Genomic DNA, 19,992 nt, shown 5'->3' with positions numbered 1-19,992 from the left:
CCGGCCCGCCTAGAGAAGAAGCTCTTCGCCAAGCGGAAGCTGAAGCAGACGCGATATGCCGATATTCTCCAGAAACACCTCGTCGTGGCTGACGACAAGCAGCGCTCCGTCATAGGCCTGCAGCCCCGCTTCTACGGCTGCAATGGAATCGATATCCAGATGGTTGGTCGGTTCGTCGAGGATGAGCAGCGGCGGCGGCTTTGCGCCACCGAGAACACAGGCAAGACCGGCGCGCAGCAACTGCCCGCCCGAGAGCGTCGACACCTGCTGCAGGGCGGCATCCGCCCGGAACATGAAACGCGCCAGCGCCGCACGGCAGGCATTCTCATTGGCCTGGGGATTGAGATTGCTAAAATTCTCGCGGATCGACAACGATCGATCGAGCAGACTGACACTCTGATCGAACAGTGAAAAGCCGGTCATGACGGAAACGGTCCCGGACCACGGCTGCAGCACGCCTGTGATCAGCGCCAGCACTGTCGTCTTGCCGGAGCCGTTCGGCCCGGCGATCGCGACGCGATCGGGGCCGGTCATGGCAAAAGAGAGGTTTCGGATGATCGGCGCCTCGGGCCGATAGCCCGCGGTGACGCGCTCCAACCGCAAGACATGCCTGCCGGGCGGCAACCCGGTTGACGCGAGTTGCGCTGAAAAGGGCTGCAGGATCTCGATCCGCTGCCGCGCCGCGGCCGCCTCCTCCATCGCCTCCTCGCGGCGTTTTTCGCCAAGGCGAACCTTGTTGCCGCTGGTGTTTTCCGCCGCCCGCTTGAGGCCACCGGCGACGATACGCGGCATATCGCTTCTTGCCGCCTTCTTGCGGCCGTTGCGATCGCTGCGGGCCTGTCGTTCCGCCGCGACCTGGGCGCTGCGGACCACATCGGCAACACGCCGCTCCGCGTCCGCGAGGTCGTGCTCGGCGGCGGCGAGCTCAAGCGCCTTGCGCACCTGAAAGGCGCTCCAGTTTCCACCATATCGCCGGGCACCGAGGCTGGTGATCTCGACGATCGCATCCATGGTATCGAGCAACTCCCGATCATGGCTGACGACGATGGCGCCGGCGCGCCAGCCGGAAAGCAACGTGATGATAGCCTCCCGCCCATCCCGGTCGAGATTGTTGGTCGGCTCGTCGAGGATCAGGAAATCGGGATCGGAGAAGACGAGGGCCGCAAGACCCACACGCGTCCGCTGGCCGCCGGAAAGCGAGATAAGCAACGTCTCCGGTTCTGCGTCCAGCCCGACGCGTTCGATCGCCGCGGCGATACGCGCCTCGATCGTCCAATCAGCAATGGCGAGTTCGTCGGCAGTGGCGTCGCCAGCTTCGGCGCGGCGAAGGATTGCGAGCGCATCACTGGCATCGAAGAGATCGGCGACCGTTGCACCCTCCTCCACCTGGACCGACTGGCGCAGGATGCCGAGCCGTCCGCCAAAGGCAATGCTGCCGGATTGCGGCTGCAGTTCGCCAGAGACGAGCTTGAGCAGCGTCGTCTTGCCGACACCATTGCGGCCGACAAGACCGGTTCGCTCGGCGCCGAAGCTCAGATCGAGATGGGAAAGAAGGGGTCGCCCGTCAGGCGTGGACCACAACAGATTGGATAGGGTAATGGATGCAGGCATGGATAAAGGACTCCCGAATGGCAAGGCGAGCTGGCGTTGCGATCGGCGTGGAATCCATTGCTGCACACATCCTGTTGGTATTGGCGATGGCCGCAATCTAGGCGGGCAGAGGGCTGAAATCAAGGCGATATCGGGTGGAACCGCAAACCGGCGACGGTCCGTGCCTGACCTGGCCACCCTTTGCCGGATAAATCGAAGCGGGCTTGCACTTCGGCGTCTCAATGACGCCGTGCTGGTTAGGGCCCCTTCGCTGCGTCCTTGACCTTCACGGCCATTGTCACTGCGGCATTCACGAGGATTTCGTTGCGCCCACCGCGATTGAGATCCACGCTGCTGGTGAGGTTGGTGATCTGGCAGCTTTCGGCCAGTGCCTGCAGGATGAGATCACATTGCTCGCTAGCCATCGTGTAGAGCCCTTTCTGGGCTGCCTTGATCTGTTCACCGATTTCCTGCCCGACCTCAACAGGCACCGAGAGGGACATCGTCGTCTGCACCTTGACCGTGCCGAGAGCACGCTCGCCGGCGTAGAAGTTCGGTGCGCGGTTGGGGACTTCCTGCGACAATGCCGGAAACGCAGCGAGCGCAAACGCGCATGTCAGAACTTTGGCAGAAACTTTCATCGACCATCTCTCCATGTGGTTGCGCGCATTTTCTGCCATAGCATTGTTAAACGACAATGAGCGCGCATCCTAATATTCTAGGAAACGCGCTCATTAGTTTTATCCGTCAGAGTAGTCGAGTGAGGATCAGACCTTGACCCAGGCACCGTTCTTCTTCGAAGAAGCCACACAGGCTTCGACGAAGGCAACGCCCTTCACGCCGTCATCAACGGTCGGGTAAACGACGGCCTTGTCGACCGCCTTGCCCTTCTTGTGCGCGTTGATGGCGTGCGCAGCTTCCGTGTAGATCGTCGCGAAGGCTTCGAGATAGCCCTCCGGGTGACCGGACGGGATGCGCGAAACGCGGGCCGCCGCCGGGCCGGAACCGGCGCCGTTGCGGGTGATCAGGCGCTTCGGCTCGCCGAACGGCGTAAACCACAGATAGTTCGGATCGGCCTGAACCCATTCGAGACCGCCCTTGGTGCCATAGACGCGGACCTTCAGACCGTTCTCATGGCCGGGGGCCACCTGGCTGCACCAGAGCATGCCCTTGGCCGCCTTCTCCGACCCCTTCGCCTTGAAGCGAAGCATAACGTGAGCGTTGTCGTCCAGCCGCCGGCCGGGCACAAAGCTGTCGAGATCAGCAGCCAGGCTGTCGAGTTCGAGGCCTGATACGAAGGACGCGAGGTTATAGGCATGCGTGCCGATATCGCCGGTCGAGCCGCCCGCACCCGACTGCGCCGGGTCGGTGCGCCACACGGCCTGCTTGGCGCCTGTCTGCTCGACGGCCTCGGTCAGCCAATCCTGCGGATATTCGGCCTGGACGATCCGGATGTCGCCGAGTTCGCCATTGGCGATCATCTCGCGTGCCTGGCGAACCATCGGATAGCCGGTGTAGTTGTGCGTGAGGATGAAGAGAGCGCCGCTCTCGTCGGCGACCTTCTTCAGCTTCTTGGCGTCGGCAAGGTTCGAGGTCAGCGGCTTGTCGCAGATGACGTGAATGCCGCGACGCAGGAATTCCTTCGCGGCGTCATAGTGCACATGGTTCGGCGTGACGATCGAAACCGCCTCGATGCCGTTCTTCAGCTTGGCTTCGCGGATCGCCATCTCGCGATAGCTGGAATAGGTGCGCGACGGATCGAGGCCGAGGTCGCGGCCCGATGCAATCGCCTTTTCCGGCGTTGACGACAGCGCGCCTGATATCAGATCGTACTGGTCGTCGATGCGGGCCGCGATGCGGTGAACGGCGCCGATGAACGCGCCGGCACCGCCGCCGACCATGCCGAGACGGATGCGCGGTTCGCGCGCTTGTTCTGTAGATGCTTCAATTGCCATTGGTTCCTCCTGAATTTGCGTAGGGCAGAAACAGCCCTTCCCTCGGTCGGCTGGGGAAGGGAGAGCCCTTCCCGCTGCGTTCCAATCAGCCCTCCTGTCGAGAGGGCCGCGGCCTCAGAGACCGAGCATGCGGCGGTTGGCCGCCTGGTCCGTACCTCCCGCTGCGAAGTCGTCAAACGCCTTCTCGGTGACGCGAATGATGTGCGCCTTGACGAACTCGGCACCTTCGCGGGCGCCATCCTCCGGATGCTTCAGCGCGCATTCCCATTCGACCACGGCCCAGCCGTCGAAGTTGTTGGCCGTCATCTTCGAGAAGACCGCGCCGAAATCGACCTGGCCGTCGCCGAGCGAACGGAAGCGGCCGGCACGCTCGACCCAGCCCTGGTAACCGCCATAGACGCCCTGGCGACCGGTCGGGTTGAACTCGGCATCCTTGACGTGGAACATCTTGATCCGGTCCTTGTAGATGTCGATGTTGTCGAGGTAATCCAGGCACTGCAGCACATAGTGCGACGGATCATAGAGCATGTTGGCGCGCGGATGGTTCTTCACGCGCTCGAGGAACATCTCGAACGTGATACCGTCGTGCAGGTCTTCGCCCGGATGGATTTCGTAGCAGACGTCGACGCCGTTTTCGTCGGCATGGTCGAGGATCGGCGTCCAGCGCTTGGCAAGCTCGTCGAAGGCGGTTTCGACAAGACCGGCCGGGCGCTGCGGCCACGGATAGATGAAGGGCCAGGCGAGCGCGCCGGAGAAGGTCGCATGTGCCTTGATGCCGAGGTGCTTGGACGCCGTCAGCGCCATCTTGACCTGTTCGACAGCCCATTCCTGACGCGCCTTCGGATTGCCGCGCACCTCAGGTGCTGYAAAGCCGTCGAAGGCTTCGTCATAGGCCGGATGCACGGCGACGAGCTGACCCTGAAGATGGGTGGAAAGCTCGGTGACTTCGACGCCGTTCTTGCGTGCGACGCCGGCGAATTCGTCACAATAATCCTTCGAGGACGCTGCTTTCTTGAGATCGATCAGCTGGCCCGCCCAGGTCGGAACCTGCACGCCCTTGTAGCCGATGTCGGCTGCCCATTTGGTGATCGAATCCCACGAATTGAAAGGCGCGGCATCGCCCGCGAACTGGCCAAGGAACAGGCCTGGACCTTTGATCGTTTTCATGTCAATTCCTCCCTAAAAGATGACCGTAAACGTTTTTGATAGTGTTCTAGCACGCGATTTGAAGTCTGCAAGCCGATTTCGGCGAAACTACAAATCTTCCCCACCGGGCGGAGATCGAAGGCGGCCGACTTAACCACGGTCGGTCTCGGGCTGCAAGATGTACGTACCGCATTTCTCGTCGCCACACCGTCACGATGGGGACGCCGGCCGGCGAACCCATCGCTTCTTACTGCGGTGGACATCGCGCAGTGCCGTGTTACTGTCTTGAAACCAGGAGGGTGGCGCATGACGCGGCGTCTGGCAGCAATCTTGGATGCTGATGTAGTCGGCTTTTCCCGGCTGATGGGCCTTGACGAAAGCGGCACTTTCGCAATGCTGAAAGCGCACAACAGCGAAGTCATTGTCCCCAGCATCGGCAGACATCATGGGCGCGTGGTCAAATTCGTCGGCGACGGCACGTTGGCTGAATTTGCGAGCGTCGTCGATGCCGTCGGCTGTGCCATGGACATCCAGAGAGCATTGCTTGCGCTGAATGAGGCCGTCGAGCCGGATCGGCGCATGTTGTGGCGCATCGGCATCCACGTTGATGATGTGCTGGTCGAAGACGAGGACATCTTCGGCGACGGCGTGAATGTCGCCGCAAGCCTGCAGGCGCTGGCGCCTCCAGGCGGCATCTGCGTCTCCCAGCAGGTCAATGACCAGATCCGGTCGAAGCTTGACTTCAGGGCGATTGATTTCGGCAACCGCAAGCTCAAGAACATCGAGCGACCGATCCGTGTCTGGCGGTGGACGGCGGAAAGCGAACCGCCTCCCTCGCCTGCCGCGCCGAAGGATCCGGTCACAGGCCCCGTCCGCAATCGGCCCTCCATCGCGGTGCTGCCCTTCAGCAACATGTCGAGCATCGAGGGCCAGGAACATTTCTCGGATGGCTTCACGGACGAGCTGATCGCCACGTTGGCGCGCTGTCGCTGGCTGCTGGTCGCAGCCCGTAACTCGTCGTTCAGCTACAAGGGCCGGCAGGCCAATGCGCAACAGGTAGCGGAGGACCTTGGCGTCAAGTACGTGCTGGAAGGCAGCGTGCGCCGCGCGGCAGATCGCGTTCGCGTCACCGCGCAATTGCTGAACGGCACGGATGGCACGCTGCTCTGGGCGGAACGCTACGACCGGACGCTGGCCGACATCTTCGAGGTTCAGGACCAGCTTGCCTCGGAAATCACCGGCACGATCGAGCCGGAACTGGGCTCCATCGAATTCGCCGCCCTTCGTGGCCGCACGGTGTTCGACATGGATGCCTGGGAAATCTACCTGAAGGGCCTCTGGCATCTCTATCGGTTCACGCTTGATGAATTGAAGACCGCCAAGGCGCTCTTCGAGCAGGCAATCAGTATTGACCCGACGTTCGCGCAGGCGCAGGCGCGACTGGCTTATGTTCACATTCAGCTCGGCTGGTATGGCCCCCTCAATGAACGCGCGGAGCGGATCTGCGATGCGATCGAGCTTGCCGAACGCGCGATCATATCCGACCAGAGAGAACCCGCGGCGCACCTCGCCCTGGGAAGGGCGCTGGCGCTTGATGGCGCGACGGAGGCCGGGCTTGTGCATCTGCGCAACGCCTTGCAGCTGGACCAGAGCTTTGCGCAGGCTCACTTCGCGCTCGGTCAGGTCCTCTGCTACGTCGAACGCCCTGCGGAAGGCATAGAGGAGATCAAGGAAGCGTTTCGGCTCAGTCCTCGCGACCCGCATCTGTGGACCTTCCATAACGTTCTCGCCATCGCAAACTATCAATTGGGCAACATGGCGGAAGCGGCCAAGGCAGCGCGCGCATCGCTCCGCTCGCCGAACGCCACCTTCTGGCCAGCGATCTTTCTGGCTGCCGCCCTCGGAAGGGTGGGTGGCGAAACCGACGAGGCGCGAGAAGCAGTTGCGAGGCTTCATCGCTTCCGGCCGGGGATGACCTGCACTGACGCCCGCCGAGAGTTCTATTTCGGCGATAATCCCGTCATGACCGAAGCCTTCATCGACAGCTGCATCACGGACCTCGCCAAGGCCGGCCTGCCGGACTAGCAAGCGACACTGTCAAAGAAAGGCGCCCGTCCTGTCGAACGGGCGCCGCATTAGATTCTTCGGATCAGAACGGAGAATCCGGGAAGTAGAAGTCCTTCGCATTGTCCTTCGTGACAAGCGTCGCGTCGAGGACGAAGGTGCCGCGAACCGGAACCTGGCCGTAGAGACCAGCAGCCGTCAGCTCCATGGCCGTGCCAACCATTGCCGGCGGATAAAGAACGTCGACCGGGATCAGCTTGTCGCCGTCCATGACCTTCTTGACCATGTCCTTGGAGCCGGCGCCGGCGACAACATACTTGATGTCGGTACGCTTGGCCTGCTCGATCGCCTGCAGCACGCCGACAGCCATGTCGTCGTCCTGGCACCAGACCACGTCGATCTTCGGGTACTTCGTCAGATAGTCCTGCATGACCTTGAAGGCATCGTCGCGGTTCCAGTTACCGTACTGGCGGTCGAGAACCTTGACCTTGGAGCCGGCAATGCCCTTGTCGAAGCCGTCCTGGCGCTGCTGATCGATCGGGATAGGCAGGCCGCGAATGACGACGACTTCGGCGTCCGGCGTCTGCGCAGCGATGTACTTGCCAGCGACTTCACCGAGCGCCGGGTTGTTGCCAGCGACATAAAGGTCACGGACGGTGTCATCGTTGGTCGAGGGCGCACGGTCGACGAGCGCGACGTACTTGCCCTTACCTTTGACTTCCTTGATGGCGTTGACGAGCGGATCCGGATCCGACGGCAGGATGACGAGGGCGTCGATGCCCTGTGTATCAAGGTCCTGCACAGCGTTCGCCTGGCTGGCGGCATCCGGCGAAGTCTTGACGATGACGTTCAGGCCCGGATGCTGTTCCATCAGTTTCTTGGCGATGCGTTCGGCGTGGAACACGACGCCCGAGGTCCAACCATGGTCGGCTGCCGGAATCGAGACGCCGATGGTGAACTTCTTGTCCTGTGCGTATGCGGTACCCGCCAGCGTGACGGCCGCAACCGCAAGACCCAACATGAGTTTGCGCATTCTATTTCCTCCCAATAAACGTCAGGGACTTTTCCTACCCGTCAACCGGACGCCCTGTGATCCCGGCCAATTCCTGGAACCAGTCCGCTTACGATTTGCGGACCAGCGAGCGCTGCACAAGCATGGCGATGATGATGATCGCACCCTGGATCGCACCGATGAGATATTCGCTGATGAAGTTCGACAGCAGCATGATGTTACCGACGAGTTCGAGAATGAAGGCACCGCAGATGGTCCCCCAGACGCGGCCAGCGCCGCCCTTGAGCGCCGTGCCGCCGACGACTACGGCGGTGATCGCCTGCAGTTCCCAGAGAATGCCGGTTGTTGCCGAGGTCGAGCCGAGGCGCGGCACATAAAGCAGCACCGCGATGGCAACGCAGAGCCCCTGGATGACAAAGGCGATCGTGCGCACGCGATTGACCGCAATGCCGGAGTAGCGCGCGACATCACTATTGGAACCGACAGCAACGACATGGCGACCATAGCGCGTGCGGTAGAGAATGAAGGCCGCAACGGCGGTAACTACCAGGATCACGACGATCGGAACCGGCACGCCGAAAATGTTGCCGAAATAAGCCGGACGGTAAAGCGTCTGGATGTCGGCCGAGCGCAGCGTGATCGCGCCGCCTTGGCTAAGCCATGTCGTCAGGCCGCGATAGATGCCCATGGTGCCGAGCGTGGCGATGAACGGCTCGATCCTGCCGACCGTGGTGATCAGACCATTGGCCAGTCCGCAGAGCGCACCGGCGACGAGCGTAAACACGACCGCGGCCGCCAGCATCAGTGTCGGGTCGGCAATCACGCCGGAATTCATCAAAAGGATCATCAGGCTGGCGACAAAGGCCACCATCGAGCCGACGGACAGATCAAGATCGCCTGCGGAAATCACGAATGTGGCGCCGACAGCGATAATTGCGATAAAGGCGCAGCGCGTCGCGACGTTGGCGAGGTTGGTGATGCCGATAAAGTTCGGATTGACCAGCGCGCCGACGATCAAGAGCAGTATCAGGGCTGCAAAGGGCGCGACCGCCCTGAGATCGATATCCCGCCAGGGGCGACGGCTGATTTCCCTGGTCTCCTCGTTCACACTCATCTCCAAACCAACCTCCCGCCCTCAATTCGATGGGCATCATACCTTTACGGCGCGCCGAGCGCAGCGCCTCCCCGCCACCGTCAGGCGGCTTTCTTCTTCAATCCGGCGGCGTAGCGCATGATCTCCTGCTCGGAGATCTCGTCGCCCTCGAGCACACCGACGATCCGTCCCTCGCGCATCACGGCGACGCGCGTGCAAAGGCCGATCACCTCCGGCATCTCCGAGGAGACGACAATGATGGATCGACCGTCGCGCGCCAGCGCGGAGATGAAATGATAGATCTGCTGCTTGGTGCCGACGTCGATGCCCCGCGTCGGCTCGTCGATGATGATGATCTCGGGCTCGGTCTCCATGACCTTAGCAAGCAGCAGCTTCTGCTGGTTGCCGCCCGACATACGCCCGGCAACGATGTTGGTGTCGCGAACCCGGATATCAAAGCGCCGCCTTGCCTTGGCGAGCGCCTGCGCCTCGCTGCTCGGGCTGAGATAGCCGTGTCGCGAATGCTGGCCGAGCGATTGCAGCGTCAGATTGGTCATCATGCCGGAGCGCAGAAGCAGGCCCTTCGACTTCCGATCCTTCGTCATGTAGGCAAGGCCGGCGCGATTGGCGGCATGTACATCGCCTGACGGAATCGATTCACCGCCAATGTGGACCTCGCCCGCGGCACGGTTCCGAAGCCCGGCGACCGCCTCCATCAGCTCCGTGCGACCGGAGCCAATCATGCCTGAGAAGCCGATGATCTCACCCTTGCGGACCTCGAAGCTGGCATCCTGAACATAACCCGTCGAGACACTTTCGACCCGAAGGACGATTTCCTCGTCGACATTGGGCTCGACCTTGGTCGGATAGAGACTTGAAAGCTCGCGCCCGACCATCAGCTGCGCGATGGATTCGCCGTCGAGCATCGCCGTCGGCGCAGTCTTGACCCACTGGCCATCGCGCAGCACGGTCACCCGGTCGGTGATTTCCATCACCTCGTCGAGCTTATGCGATACGAAGATAAAGCTTGTTCCCTTGTCACGCAGCTTGCGCACCTGCCGGAACAGGAAGTTCGTCTCTTCGCGCGAAAGCACGGCTGTCGGTTCATCCATGATGACGACGCGGGCATCGCGACTGATTGCCTTGGCGATTTCCACCATCTGCTTGTCGGCGATCGACAATGTGCCGATGATGGCATTCTCGTCGACATGCGAACCGAGCAGATCGAGTGCCTTGCGGGTCTCGGCGCGCATGTGTTTGCGGTCAAGCACGCCGAACCGCGTGACTTCGCGGCCAAGGAAAAGGCTCTCGGTCACCGTCAGATGTTCGGCAAGATTGAATTCCTGGTGGATGAGAACGATGCCGAGCGCTTCGGCCGCGCCGTTGGCCGGCAAGACGACCGGCTGGCCGTCGAGCAGGATCTCGCCCGAACTCGGCTGCTCGAAACCGGACATGACCTTGACCAAGGTCGATTTGCCCGCGCCGTTTTCACCCATGAGAGCATGGATCTCACCGGCACGCAGATCGAAATTGACACTGAAGAGGACTTGCACGCCGCTGAACGACTTGCAGATGCGCCGCGCGGACAACACCACGGGCGCGGTGTCGGCAGAATCCACACTCATTGACTGATTTCCTCCCTGCGGCTCCCATCCGCTTGAAGCCATATGTAAACCTTTACACGACGTATGTAAAGGTTTACATCATTGTTACACACAGATCTGCAGGTCGGCGCGTTTGACCTCCCGGCAAGTCTGTGTAGTGTCGCGGCGAAGGCATCCCAAGGCAGGACGCAGTGTCGAATTCCACGCCCGCAACCATAGAAGACGTCGCTCGGATCGCCGAGGTTTCGATCGCGACGGTATCGCGGGCGATCCACACGCCGGAGAAGGTCGCCAACTCCACGCGCCTGAAGGTCAACCAGGCAATCGCCATCACCGGTTACACGACCAATGCCATGGCGCGCAGCCTGCGGCTCGGTCGGTCGAATATGATTCTCGTGGTTGCTCCTGACATCGGCGACCCAAACTTCTCCAACATTCTGGTCGGCCTCGAGAACGAGGCGCGCGCCCACGGCTACGGCATCCTGATCGGTCACACGCAGAACGATGCGCAGCGCGGCCTCGAATATCTGAAGTTCCTGAATTCCAACCAGGCCGCCGGGCTGATCCTCTTCACCGGCATCCTGCCCTTCGGCCACCAGACGATGACCGCCCGCCTGCCGCCCAGCGTCGGGGTCTTCGAGCCGGTTTTCAACGGCGGCATTCCTTATGTCGGCGTGGATGATGTGGAAGGCGCCAGAAAGGCCGTCGATCTGCTGCTGGCAGAGGGCCATCGCAAGATCGCCTTCATCGGCGATTCGCGCACACGCCTTGCCTATAGCCGCCGGCGTCAGGGCTACGACGCGGGGCTCGATGCGGCGGGCGTTGCGCCAGATATGCGCATCGTGCTCGAAGGCGATGGAACGCTAGAGAGCGGCCGCCATGCCGTCGAGCAGCTCTTCATGCGCGACACGCTGCCGACCGCCTTCATGTGCGTCAACGACCAGACGGCGATCGGCGTGATGATCGGACTGAATGCCCGCGGTTACGACATTCCGAAAGACTTCTCCGTGACCGGCTTCGATGACGTGCCGCAGGCCGTGTTCATGTCGCCGCCGCTGACCACCATCCGCCAGCCGCGAACCTTGATCGGAAAGCAGGCCATGGCGCTTCTTCTGGAATTCCTGTCCGACGGCCAACCGGCGGAAACCGAAATCCTGCTGCGCCCGGACCTAGTGGTACGCAACTCCGTTGGCGCACCATCGCGTCGCTGGACGAAACGCTAAAGCGAACGGCGTAGCGTCCGCACCGTCGATACAATCAAACATTGATCATCGACTGCCCTTGAATGCCTCCCATCGCGCGTCCCGTTCGCGCTGATAGGCCGGATTGAGCTCAGTACTCAAATCTTCCCGTCTTATCGGCTGGCCGCACGATTCGCATGTCGGCCCAAGCCCCGCCGGCTTGCCGCAGCAAAGGTGCGTGTATTGCACGGCGCGGCCTTCGTCACCCGACTTCAGCCAGGTCTCGCCCCAGGCGCGCAGCGCCAGTATCACCGGGTAGAATGCTTCGCCCTTTTCCGTCAGGTGATACTCGTAGCGCGGCGGCCGCTCGCTGTAGCGACGGCGCTCCACAATGCCTTCGGCTTCCAATGACTTCAGGCGCGTTGCGATCATCTGCGGGGTCCCGCCAGTTTGCGCCTGAATTTCTTCGAACCGGTGACTGCGCATGAACAGCTCGCGCAGAACAAGCACGGTCCAACGATCCCCGACAACCGCCTCCGAGCGAGCAACCGGGCACAGCGTGTCTGGTGCAGAATCTTTCTCCATAGCGTAACTTTCTTTTTCATAGTTACTTGTAGATATGATTTTCATAGTTAATATAAGGAGTCATTAAAGCAAGCGCAACCGGCCATCTGGCCCGCGCTGAAAGGAGCGACATGGCCCAAGCAGGAGCATCGGCAATGCAGGCGCATAGCACTGCCCACTCAAAGGAGTTGCGTGGCGACGTCGCGCCGAAATCAAGCTCATCCAGCAGCGAAAGGAACCCGTCATGAGTGATCATGAAATCGTCGATTCAAGCTTTACCGCCGTCATCAACGCACCGATCGAGAAGGTCGACATTCCGAAATGGTGCTTCACGCTCCCCGAAGACGAGTACCAACGCTGCTCTCCGGCACACATCGCCGCCGGCTTTACGACGGCCCCCGACGGTAGGCGCATGTCGATCAATGTCGAGACGATCGGCGGCAGCCTGATGGTTCAGCACTATGTCGAGACCCTGGGTGAAAAGGATCACCTGATCCTGGAATCCGTTTCGGATATAGTCACGCCGACAGGCCGCACGACGATCCATGTGCTTTGGGAACTCAGCGTCAAACGAATCGACGATCAGACCTGCGAATTCACGAACCACGTTCGGTCCAGAGCAACGGAAGAATTCAAGGCCTTTCTCGATAGGCAGGGCATTCCTTTCGACGTCTTTCGCGCACAGCGTCAGCCGATGTCGATTGCGCACAACAAGGGCGAAACGCCACTCTTTGCGGCCAGCATCGAGCGTGCCGCACTTCGCAACTAAGTCCCGAAACACCTCAGCTTATTGGAGACAGTCATGTCAAAGCCGAATTACAGCAAGCAAACGACCGCCTTGCTCTTCGTCGATCCCTTCAACGACTTCCTGTCCGAGGGCGGGAAGGTTTATCCGCGCCTCAAGCCGATCGCCGATGAGGTCGCGCTTCTCGATAACCTCCGCCGGCTGGATGGCGCCATACGCGCGGCGGGCATTCAGGTGGCCATCGCCCCGCACCGGCGGTGGGAGCCGGGTGATTATGAGGATTGGGATCATCCCAACCCCACCCAACAACGGATCATGCACCAACACCAGTTCGCGCGCGGCGAATGGGGTGGCGAATGGCACCCGGATTTTGCGCCGAAACCTGGCGACATCGTCGCCAAGGAACATTGGGGGCAAAGCGGCTTCGCCAACACCGACCTGGATTTCCGACTGAAGCAGAAGGGCATCACCCACGTGATCGTGGTCGGACTGCTGGCCAATACCTGCATCGATACGACCGCCCGCTACGCCATGGAGCTTGGCTATCACGTGACTCTCGTGCGCGATGCGACGGCCGCCTTCTCGCATGAATTGATGCACGCCGCACACGAGCTCAGCGCGCCGACCTTCGCACATGCGATCCTGACGACCGACGAAGTGATTGCGGCCTTGCCCACGGCGTAACGACTGCATTGGAAGGCGCGCCGGTTCTCCCACCGTCCGCGCCAAGAGGCAACGTGACGCCGCCATCCGACACCGGCCGGGACGTCCCGCCGCGCTTGGCGGCGGGAGCAATTGGCATTCACCCGGCAACTGGCTATTGCGACTTCTGGGGATCATCCGCCGGGTTGACGTACTTGATGCCCCAAGGGCCGTTCGTGTTGATTTGGAGTACGGTCTCATCGTCGAAGTAGACGAAATGCGCCGTGCCCGGCGGCAGGGCAAAGAAACTACCCGCAGCCAGTGCCTTCGTGGCACTCCGATCAGCGGTTTTGCCCATGCCAAATTTGGCAGTCCCGGATAGGATCGTCACAACTTCATAGCCAGGATGTGTATGCGGCGGGATCGCATATCCCGACGGCACCTTTAGCCGAAGCGCAAACAAGCCTTTCTTGGTGGGATTGCCGAACAAGACCGCCGCTTGTGCTCCGGCCGGAAGCACCTTGGGGGCCTCGACCCACTTGATATCACCGGGAGCGAATATAGTGTGCGCATCCTCCGCCAGAGCGAGCGATGCAGCCCCGCAGAATCCAATCAAGCCGACTGCGAATATCGATGCGATCTTCATGATATCCTCCCTCTCGCCGGGCCTTCAACCTCGGCTGAGCGCTGGGGCAGGCTCGCGAAAGCCAAGAATACGTCCGCAGACCATCTCTAGGCAAGCGTTCCTCGGTCGTCCGACCGACCGCCGGCAGGTCATTTCACCCGCTTGAACATCCATTTCACGACGTATTCGCCGCTTCGCTTCATCTTGGTTTTCGTCTTGACCTGCACCGGCCCGCCCAGAGCAGCCTCGGCGGCTTCAAACGCCTGGCGTGCCTCGGCCATGGCCGCGTGATAGGCGCTGTTGTCGCGCTTGGGACTATCGGCGACGGCCTGCACGAGGGCGGCGCTCCAATCACGTTCACTGTCGCTCATTTATCAACCCCCGTTCGCAGCAAGGCGGTCTACGCTCTCGAGCCTTGGCTGCGCAAGCGCGAATGATTGAAGCGGCGGCGTCATTGCTGCAGCTGCGATGCGATTGCCGCCTTGTCGATGACAGACCAGACCTCCTCGATCCGCCCGTCCCGGAACTCATAGAACACGTTTTCAGTGAACGAGACCCTCTTGCCGTTCACCGGCATGCCAAACAGGAGCCCTTTCGGCGTGCAATCAAACCGCAGGCGGCTTCCCACGCGGGGCGGCTCGGAAATCAGGAAATCGATGTCGAAATGTAGGTCCGGAATCGCAAGAAAGTCGCCCTCCAGCATCTGGCGATAGCCGGACAGCCCGATTCGCGCTCCATTGTAGTGAACATCGGGATGAACGAACTGGTCGAGCGCCGTCCAATTCTGGCGGTTCAGACAGGCGATGTAGTCTCGATAGACGGCAGCAAGGTCGGCTTTGGACACGGCATCGCCTCCGGGTGTTATGGTCCCGAGGCCAAGTAGGATGACGCCGAGATTTGGCAACCGCATATCGGGATGATCCGACCGCTTCGAACGCGACGCAGCCCCTGCGTCACTCCACCAGCCCGAACATAGGGCCGAACCCGCCATGCCAGGATTTGTCGTTGCGCCCAAGGGCCGGACTGTAGAGCCCGACACCGCGGCCACCGTCGAGAAACAGCGCATTCGGGCAGGACAAATGATCGCGGAACAAGCGCGCGAAGTCGTGGAAATTCACCCTGTCTTCACTGACTGCGAAGCGCACCGCGCCATCGGCGCAGATGCCGACCCCGCCACGACGGGTGCGGTCCGTCGATCCGACGATAAAGATCGGGTTCAGCTTGTTGCCGATGACCAGCATCGGACCGGACTGGGTGGCGAACCGGACCTCCGACCGGCGTTTCAAAAATTCTTGCGTCGGAAGTATTCCGGTGGCGGCGCCATCGATGAAGAACACGCCATTCGGCTTTTTATAGAAGTTCGGCACGGGACCCGAGGCGGCGCCGTCTCTCTCGGTGCGGTTGACGGGCCGCAATTCCTGGCCGTCTTCCACATAGAGGCCGATCGGCGAAAAATCAGGCAGATACATGCCGGCATTGACCGCGAACGCCAAGGTCTGTCCCTTGTTGCGAACGGCCTCGGCGACGCTGGAGAAATCCCGATAAGGCTCTCCATCCGCGTTCTTCCAGAACAAGCGCAGATCGCCTTCTTCTTTCTCGACGGTGCAGACGATATAGGCCTCCCCTCCGAAGGTATCCTGCACGCAGGGCTGGGGGGAAGCTGCCCCTGCAGATATCGCCGCTGCCAACATCGCTGCTATGGCAAGCATGCCCTGTCTGAGATAGGCCATCGTAGCCATGCCCTTCTTTTCAGATCGCCATCCGGCCGCCCGCAGTGTACCCTTGGCATCCTATCTCGCCTGAATCGTCAAGGCGACGACCGCGCGCCGTCCCCATCAACGAAAAAGGGCCGGCAAGCTCTCGCTCCCGGCCCTCTCCTCCACAATCAACCGCCGATTAAACGTAACGGTTGACGATGTTTTCGAGCAGTTCCTGCTTGCCGGACTTCGGCTGCGGGTTGATGTCCTTGGCTTCGACCCACTCGGCGATCTGCTCGAGCGAGTATTCGCCGCGGGCGAGCTTCTGGCCTTCGGCCGAATCCCAGCCGGCGTAGCGGGCATCGAGCGGGCCGGACAGAGCCTTGTGCTCGATCATCTTGGCAGCAGCCTTGAGACCGCGGGCGCAGGCATCCATGCCGCCGATATGGCCGATCAGCAGATCTTCCGGATCGAGCGACTGGCGGCGAAGCTTGGCGTCGAAGTTGGTGCCGCCGGTGGTGAAGCCGCCGCCCTGCAGGACGTAGTAGTAGGCGAGCGCCATTTCCGGAACGTTGTTCGGGAACTGGTCGGTATCCCAGCCCGACTGGTAGTCGTTGCGGTTCATGTCGATCGAGCCGAAGATGCCGAGCGCGTTCGCGAGTGCCAGTTCGTGCTCGAAGGAGTGGCCGGCGAGGATCGCGTGGCCCTGTTCGATGTTGACCTTCACTTCGTTTTCGAGGCCGTGCTTCTTGAGGAAGCCGTAGACCGTCGCGACGTCGTAGTCGTACTGGTGCTTGGTCGGCTCCTGCGGCTTCGGCTCGATGAGGATCGTGCCCTTGTAGCCGATCTTGTGCTTGTACTCGACGACGAGGTTGAGGAAGCGGCCGAGATGGTCGAGTTCCTTTTTGAGGTCGGTGTTGAGCAGGGTCTCATAGCCTTCGCGGCCGCCCCAGAGAACGTAGTTCTCGCCACCGAGCTTGGCCGTGGCGTCCATGCAGGTCTTAACCGTCGCGGCGGAGTAGGCGAAGACTTCCGGATCCGGGTTGGTGGCCGCACCCGACATGAAGCGGCGGTTCGAGAAGAGGTTCGCGGTACCCCAGAGCAGCTTGACGCCTGATGCGGCCTGCTTTTCGGCGAAGTAGTCGACGATCTCGTTCAGGTTCTTGGTGTTTTCGGCGAAGTTCTTGCCTTCCGGGCGCACGTCGGCGTCATGGAAGCAGTAGTAGGGCGCGTCGAGCAACTGGAAAAGTTCGAACGCAACGTCGGCCTTCAGCTTGGCGGCCTTCATCGTATCTTCGAACCAGGGGCGCAGGAAAGTCTGGCCGCCGAAGGGATCGCCGCCCTGCCAGGCGAAGGTGTGCCAGTAGGCGACCGCGAAGCGCAGATGATCTTCCAGGCGCTTGCCGAGAACGACTTCGTCCTTGTTGTAGTGGCGGAAGGCCAGCGGGTTCTTGCTGTCCGGGCCTTCATATTTGATCTTCTGGATGTCGCCGAAAAATCCGGTGCTCATGTCCATGTCTCCTTGGGTTTCGGGATTGTTGTTCTGGGTTCAGTGCTGCAGCGATTTGATCGCCGGATAGAGAGCGCGATAGCGCTTGTAGGAATCTTCGTAAGCGCCGGAGAGCGCCGCGACGGGCTCGATCGTGCCCGCCGTCTTCGGTGGTGTGCAGACCGCAACCGGATCTGCGCCAGTCGCGGCGATCAGGCCGAGGCGGGCCGCGCCAAACGCTGCGCCGAAGTCACCGTCAGCCGGCAGGTCGACCGGCACACCGAGCGCCGTAGCAATCGAGGCCAGCCAATAGCGCGAGCGCGAGCCGCCGCCGATCGCGGTGACGCGGGAAATATCCGTGCCCGCAGAACGCAGCGCTTCGAGATTGTCGCGGATCGCGAAGGACACGCCTTCGAGAACAGCCTGGGTCAGCACCACGCGGCTGCTCTCATGCTCGAGGCCGATGAACGCACCGCGGATGACGGCATCGTTGTGCGGCGTGCGCTCGCCCGAGAGATAGGGAAGGAAGGTGACGCCCGACGGCGCTTTCAGCGTTTCACCGAGTTCAGTGGTCAGGTCAGCCGCCGACTGTCCCGTGACGCTGGAGTGCCAGTTCAGCGCGTCCGTCGCCGAGAGGATGACGCCCATCTGATGCCAGGTATTCGGCAGAGCATGGCAGAACGCATGCACGGCGCTTTCCGGCTTCGGCAAATAGGCCGCATTGGCCGCGAAGAGAACGCCCGAGGTGCCAAGCGACACGAAGGCCGCGCCATCGCTGACCGTGCCCATGCCGCAGGCGGAAGCGGCATTATCGCCGGCGCCGCCGGCAACGACGACACTTCCGGAGATTCCCCACTTGCTGGCCAGCTCGCCGCGCAGCTTGCCGCCCTGCTCCGTGCCTTCGATCAGATGAGGCATCTGCTTTTCATCGAGGCCGGTGACCGCAAGAAGCTCTGATGACCACTTGCGCTTGCCGGTGTCGAGCCACGAGGTGCCGGCAGAGTCCGACATTTCCGAAATGTGCTCGCCGGTCAGCCAGAGGCGCAGATAGTCCTTCGGCAGCAGCACCTTGGCGACCTTGGCGAAGATTTCCGGCTCATGCTTGGCGACCCAGGCAAGCTTTGGCGCGGTAAAGCCGGGGAAAACGATGTTGCCGGTCAGCCTGCGGAAACGCGGATCGGAATCCAGCGCGGCTGCCTCGACATAAGAGCGCGTATCGTTCCACAGAATGCAGGGGCGCAGCACCTTATCCTCGGCATCGAGCAGGGTTGCGCCGTGCATCTGGCCGGAAAGGCCAATGCCCTTCACGGCGGCGAGTTCCTTCGGATGCTTTGCCTTTAACCCGGCTACAGCCTCTTCCGTCGCGCGGATCCAGTGCGAGGGCTCCTGCTCCGACCATCCGGAATGCGGGCGCGAGACGTCGAGCGAACCATTGGCCGAGCCTATGATCTTCTGATCGCCATCGATCAGCATGGCTTTGACGCCGGAGGTTCCGAGATCGAGACCCAGATACATGTGTTTCTCCCTTTGCCGTTACGGCAGATTATCTTTCAGAAATATGTCGAGGCGGATGCGCTCCTGCGCCTCGATGACGGAAAGTCCGTCCGCCTTCGCCTTGAGGACGCGGATAGCGCTGCGCACCTCATGGCCTGCATTCTGGTTCAGAATTGCATCAATCGTTCCATCAAGGAGCGCGGCGCGAGTATGGGCCGTCAATTCGTGCGCGACGACCGTCAGCGACCGGTCGACCGCCTTTTCCTTCAGTGCCTTGATCAGGCCGCGATTACCGGCGCCGAGGCTGTAGACGCCGATGATGCCGCTTTTCTTCGACAACGCATCCGCCACCAGCATATGCGCCATGTCAGGATCGTCGCGCCCCTCAATGACGGGAAGGATGGAGAGCGATGGAAACTCCGCGGCCATGACGGCAGCAAAACCCTCGAGGCGTTCGCGATGGTCGCGGACCAGCATCGAGCCGGCGAGCACCGCGACCTCCCCCTTGCTGCCGCCCAAGAAACGCCCCAGCAGCCGTGCGGCTGTGCGTCCGGCGGCAATATTGTCGACACCGGCATAGTGATGCCGCTGCGAACCGGTGAGATCCGAAACCAGCGTCACGACGGGAATACCGTCCTTCACCAGCCGATCGACAGCGTCGCGCACCTCAGGCGCATCGGTGGCGACAAGCGCGACCCCCGAAGGCCGCTCTTCTCCAAGTTCGTCCAGAACCCCGACGAGCGCGCCCGGATCGAACGCCGGCACCTCGACGGTGCGGATTTGCGTTCGCTCCACGGACGACCGCGCAATCGCGGCTTGCACCTCGTCATTCAGCCCATGCATGAAAGAATTGTCGCTGGTCGGAAGGATGAACACGAGCGGATAGGTCCGGCCCTTGGCGAGATTGGCAGCGGCAACGTCCCTGACATAGCCGATCTCGCGAATGGCGTTCTCGACCTTCTCGCGCGTCACGTGACGCACGCCCGGCCGCTGGTTCAAAACCCGGTCAACGGTTGCCAGGCTGACGCCTGCCGCAGCAGCGATATCGTGGACTGTTGGTCTCATCTCTCCTCCTGACGAGACCTTTAGCT

General features: G+C 61.6%; 20 protein-coding genes. 4 read left to right on the top strand and 16 right to left on the bottom strand.

The genetic code is table 11. The features are described 5' to 3' along the window. Positions 1 to 9: 9 nt before the first annotated feature. From AC1DPR_RS12730 to AC1DPR_RS12715, 4 genes are all read right to left on the bottom strand, one after another. Positions 10 to 1,611, bottom strand: coding sequence for an ABC-F family ATP-binding cassette domain-containing protein (locus AC1DPR_RS12730; RefSeq protein WP_018856541.1), 1,602 nt, complete (start codon positions 1,609 to 1,611; stop codon positions 10 to 12). A 236-nt stretch (positions 1,612 to 1,847) separates the two neighbouring features. Then, positions 1,848 to 2,231: a hypothetical protein gene (locus AC1DPR_RS12725; protein ID WP_018856540.1), complete on the bottom strand. Its 384-nt coding sequence runs from the start codon at positions 2,229 to 2,231 to the stop codon at positions 1,848 to 1,850. A 126-nt stretch (positions 2,232 to 2,357) separates the two neighbouring features. Further along, positions 2,358 to 3,545: a Gfo/Idh/MocA family protein gene (locus tag AC1DPR_RS12720; protein WP_018856539.1), complete on the bottom strand. Its 1,188-nt coding sequence runs from the start codon at positions 3,543 to 3,545 to the stop codon at positions 2,358 to 2,360. Positions 3,546 to 3,659: 114 nt separating this feature from the next. After that, positions 3,660 to 4,712: a sugar phosphate isomerase/epimerase family protein gene (locus tag AC1DPR_RS12715; RefSeq protein ID WP_477816433.1), complete on the bottom strand. Its 1,053-nt coding sequence runs from the start codon at positions 4,710 to 4,712 to the stop codon at positions 3,660 to 3,662. 285 nt (positions 4,713 to 4,997) lie between these two features. On the opposite strand from AC1DPR_RS12715, the gene AC1DPR_RS12710 reads away from it, so the two are divergent. Next, entirely contained in the window at positions 4,998 to 6,776 is a 1,779-nt protein-coding gene (locus tag AC1DPR_RS12710; RefSeq protein ID WP_477816432.1) for an adenylate/guanylate cyclase domain-containing protein, read from the top strand. 64 nt (positions 6,777 to 6,840) lie between these two features. Here AC1DPR_RS12710 and AC1DPR_RS12705 read toward each other — a convergent pair whose 3' ends face one another. The 3 genes from AC1DPR_RS12705 to AC1DPR_RS12695 all read right to left on the bottom strand — a co-directional run bounded on the left by AC1DPR_RS12705 (position 6,841) and on the right by AC1DPR_RS12695 (position 10,485). Continuing rightward, positions 6,841 to 7,788: a substrate-binding domain-containing protein gene (locus AC1DPR_RS12705; protein WP_016556996.1), complete on the bottom strand. Its 948-nt coding sequence runs from the start codon at positions 7,786 to 7,788 to the stop codon at positions 6,841 to 6,843. A gap of 88 nt (positions 7,789 to 7,876) precedes the next feature. Continuing rightward, entirely contained in the window at positions 7,877 to 8,881 is a 1,005-nt protein-coding gene (locus tag AC1DPR_RS12700; protein WP_026371713.1) for an ABC transporter permease, read from the bottom strand. An 80-nt stretch (positions 8,882 to 8,961) separates the two neighbouring features. Then, positions 8,962 to 10,485, bottom strand: a complete 1,524-nt coding sequence (locus tag AC1DPR_RS12695) for a sugar ABC transporter ATP-binding protein (protein ID WP_018856535.1) — start codon at positions 10,483 to 10,485, stop codon at positions 8,962 to 8,964. 170 nt (positions 10,486 to 10,655) lie between these two features. On the opposite strand from AC1DPR_RS12695, the gene AC1DPR_RS12690 reads away from it, so the two are divergent. Continuing rightward, on the top strand, positions 10,656 to 11,687 hold the full coding sequence (locus AC1DPR_RS12690) for a LacI family DNA-binding transcriptional regulator (protein ID WP_018856534.1): 1,032 nt from the start codon (positions 10,656 to 10,658) through the stop codon (positions 11,685 to 11,687). 45 nt (positions 11,688 to 11,732) lie between these two features. Here AC1DPR_RS12690 and AC1DPR_RS12685 read toward each other — a convergent pair whose 3' ends face one another. Further along, entirely contained in the window at positions 11,733 to 12,230 is a 498-nt protein-coding gene (locus tag AC1DPR_RS12685; protein ID WP_018856533.1) for a winged helix-turn-helix transcriptional regulator, read from the bottom strand. A gap of 22 nt (positions 12,231 to 12,252) precedes the next feature. Beyond that, positions 12,253 to 12,465 (bottom strand): hypothetical protein, encoded by a 213-nt coding sequence (locus AC1DPR_RS12680; RefSeq protein WP_156828743.1) that lies wholly within the window; start codon positions 12,463 to 12,465, stop codon positions 12,253 to 12,255. Here AC1DPR_RS12680 and AC1DPR_RS12675 point away from each other — a divergent pair. Both AC1DPR_RS12675 and AC1DPR_RS12670 read left to right on the top strand, forming a co-directional pair. After that, the gene (locus AC1DPR_RS12675; RefSeq protein ID WP_018856532.1) at positions 12,454 to 12,978 is read left to right on the top strand and encodes a hypothetical protein; all 525 of its coding nucleotides are present in this window, start codon (positions 12,454 to 12,456) and stop codon (positions 12,976 to 12,978) included. The two genes, AC1DPR_RS12680 and AC1DPR_RS12675, sit on opposite strands and share 12 nt — an antisense overlap. 33 nt (positions 12,979 to 13,011) lie before the next feature. Further along, on the top strand, positions 13,012 to 13,638 hold the full coding sequence (locus tag AC1DPR_RS12670) for a cysteine hydrolase family protein (protein WP_477816431.1): 627 nt from the start codon (positions 13,012 to 13,014) through the stop codon (positions 13,636 to 13,638). Between the two features lie 133 nt (positions 13,639 to 13,771). Here AC1DPR_RS12670 and AC1DPR_RS12665 read toward each other — a convergent pair whose 3' ends face one another. The 7 genes from AC1DPR_RS12665 to AC1DPR_RS12635 all read right to left on the bottom strand — a co-directional run bounded on the left by AC1DPR_RS12665 (position 13,772) and on the right by AC1DPR_RS12635 (position 19,966). After that, positions 13,772 to 14,242, bottom strand: a complete 471-nt coding sequence (locus AC1DPR_RS12665; RefSeq protein ID WP_018856530.1) for a cupin domain-containing protein — start codon at positions 14,240 to 14,242, stop codon at positions 13,772 to 13,774. A 128-nt stretch (positions 14,243 to 14,370) separates the two neighbouring features. Next, entirely contained in the window at positions 14,371 to 14,592 is a 222-nt protein-coding gene (locus AC1DPR_RS12660) for a hypothetical protein (RefSeq protein WP_477816430.1), read from the bottom strand. Positions 14,593 to 14,672: 80 nt separating this feature from the next. After that, on the bottom strand, positions 14,673 to 15,065 hold the full coding sequence (locus AC1DPR_RS12655; protein ID WP_026371712.1) for an ester cyclase: 393 nt from the start codon (positions 15,063 to 15,065) through the stop codon (positions 14,673 to 14,675). A gap of 109 nt (positions 15,066 to 15,174) precedes the next feature. Further along, positions 15,175 to 15,951, bottom strand: coding sequence for a phosphodiester glycosidase family protein (locus tag AC1DPR_RS12650; RefSeq protein ID WP_026371711.1), 777 nt, complete (start codon positions 15,949 to 15,951; stop codon positions 15,175 to 15,177). 166 nt (positions 15,952 to 16,117) lie between these two features. Beyond that, entirely contained in the window at positions 16,118 to 17,428 is a 1,311-nt protein-coding gene (xylA, locus tag AC1DPR_RS12645) for a xylose isomerase (RefSeq protein ID WP_018856526.1), read from the bottom strand. A 39-nt stretch (positions 17,429 to 17,467) separates the two neighbouring features. Continuing rightward, on the bottom strand, positions 17,468 to 18,922 hold the full coding sequence (gene xylB, locus AC1DPR_RS12640; RefSeq protein WP_018856525.1) for a xylulokinase: 1,455 nt from the start codon (positions 18,920 to 18,922) through the stop codon (positions 17,468 to 17,470). A gap of 18 nt (positions 18,923 to 18,940) precedes the next feature. Continuing rightward, a complete protein-coding gene (locus AC1DPR_RS12635; protein ID WP_018856524.1) occupies positions 18,941 to 19,966 on the bottom strand; it encodes a LacI family DNA-binding transcriptional regulator in 1,026 nt (341 codons plus the stop codon). Positions 19,967 to 19,992 lie beyond the last annotated feature (26 nt).

It is taken from the genome of Rhizobium sp. 01T417 (genome assembly GCF_056398905.1).
The sequence above is the reverse complement of the archived record's forward strand: the minus strand, read 5'-3'. Positions and strand labels throughout refer to the sequence as shown.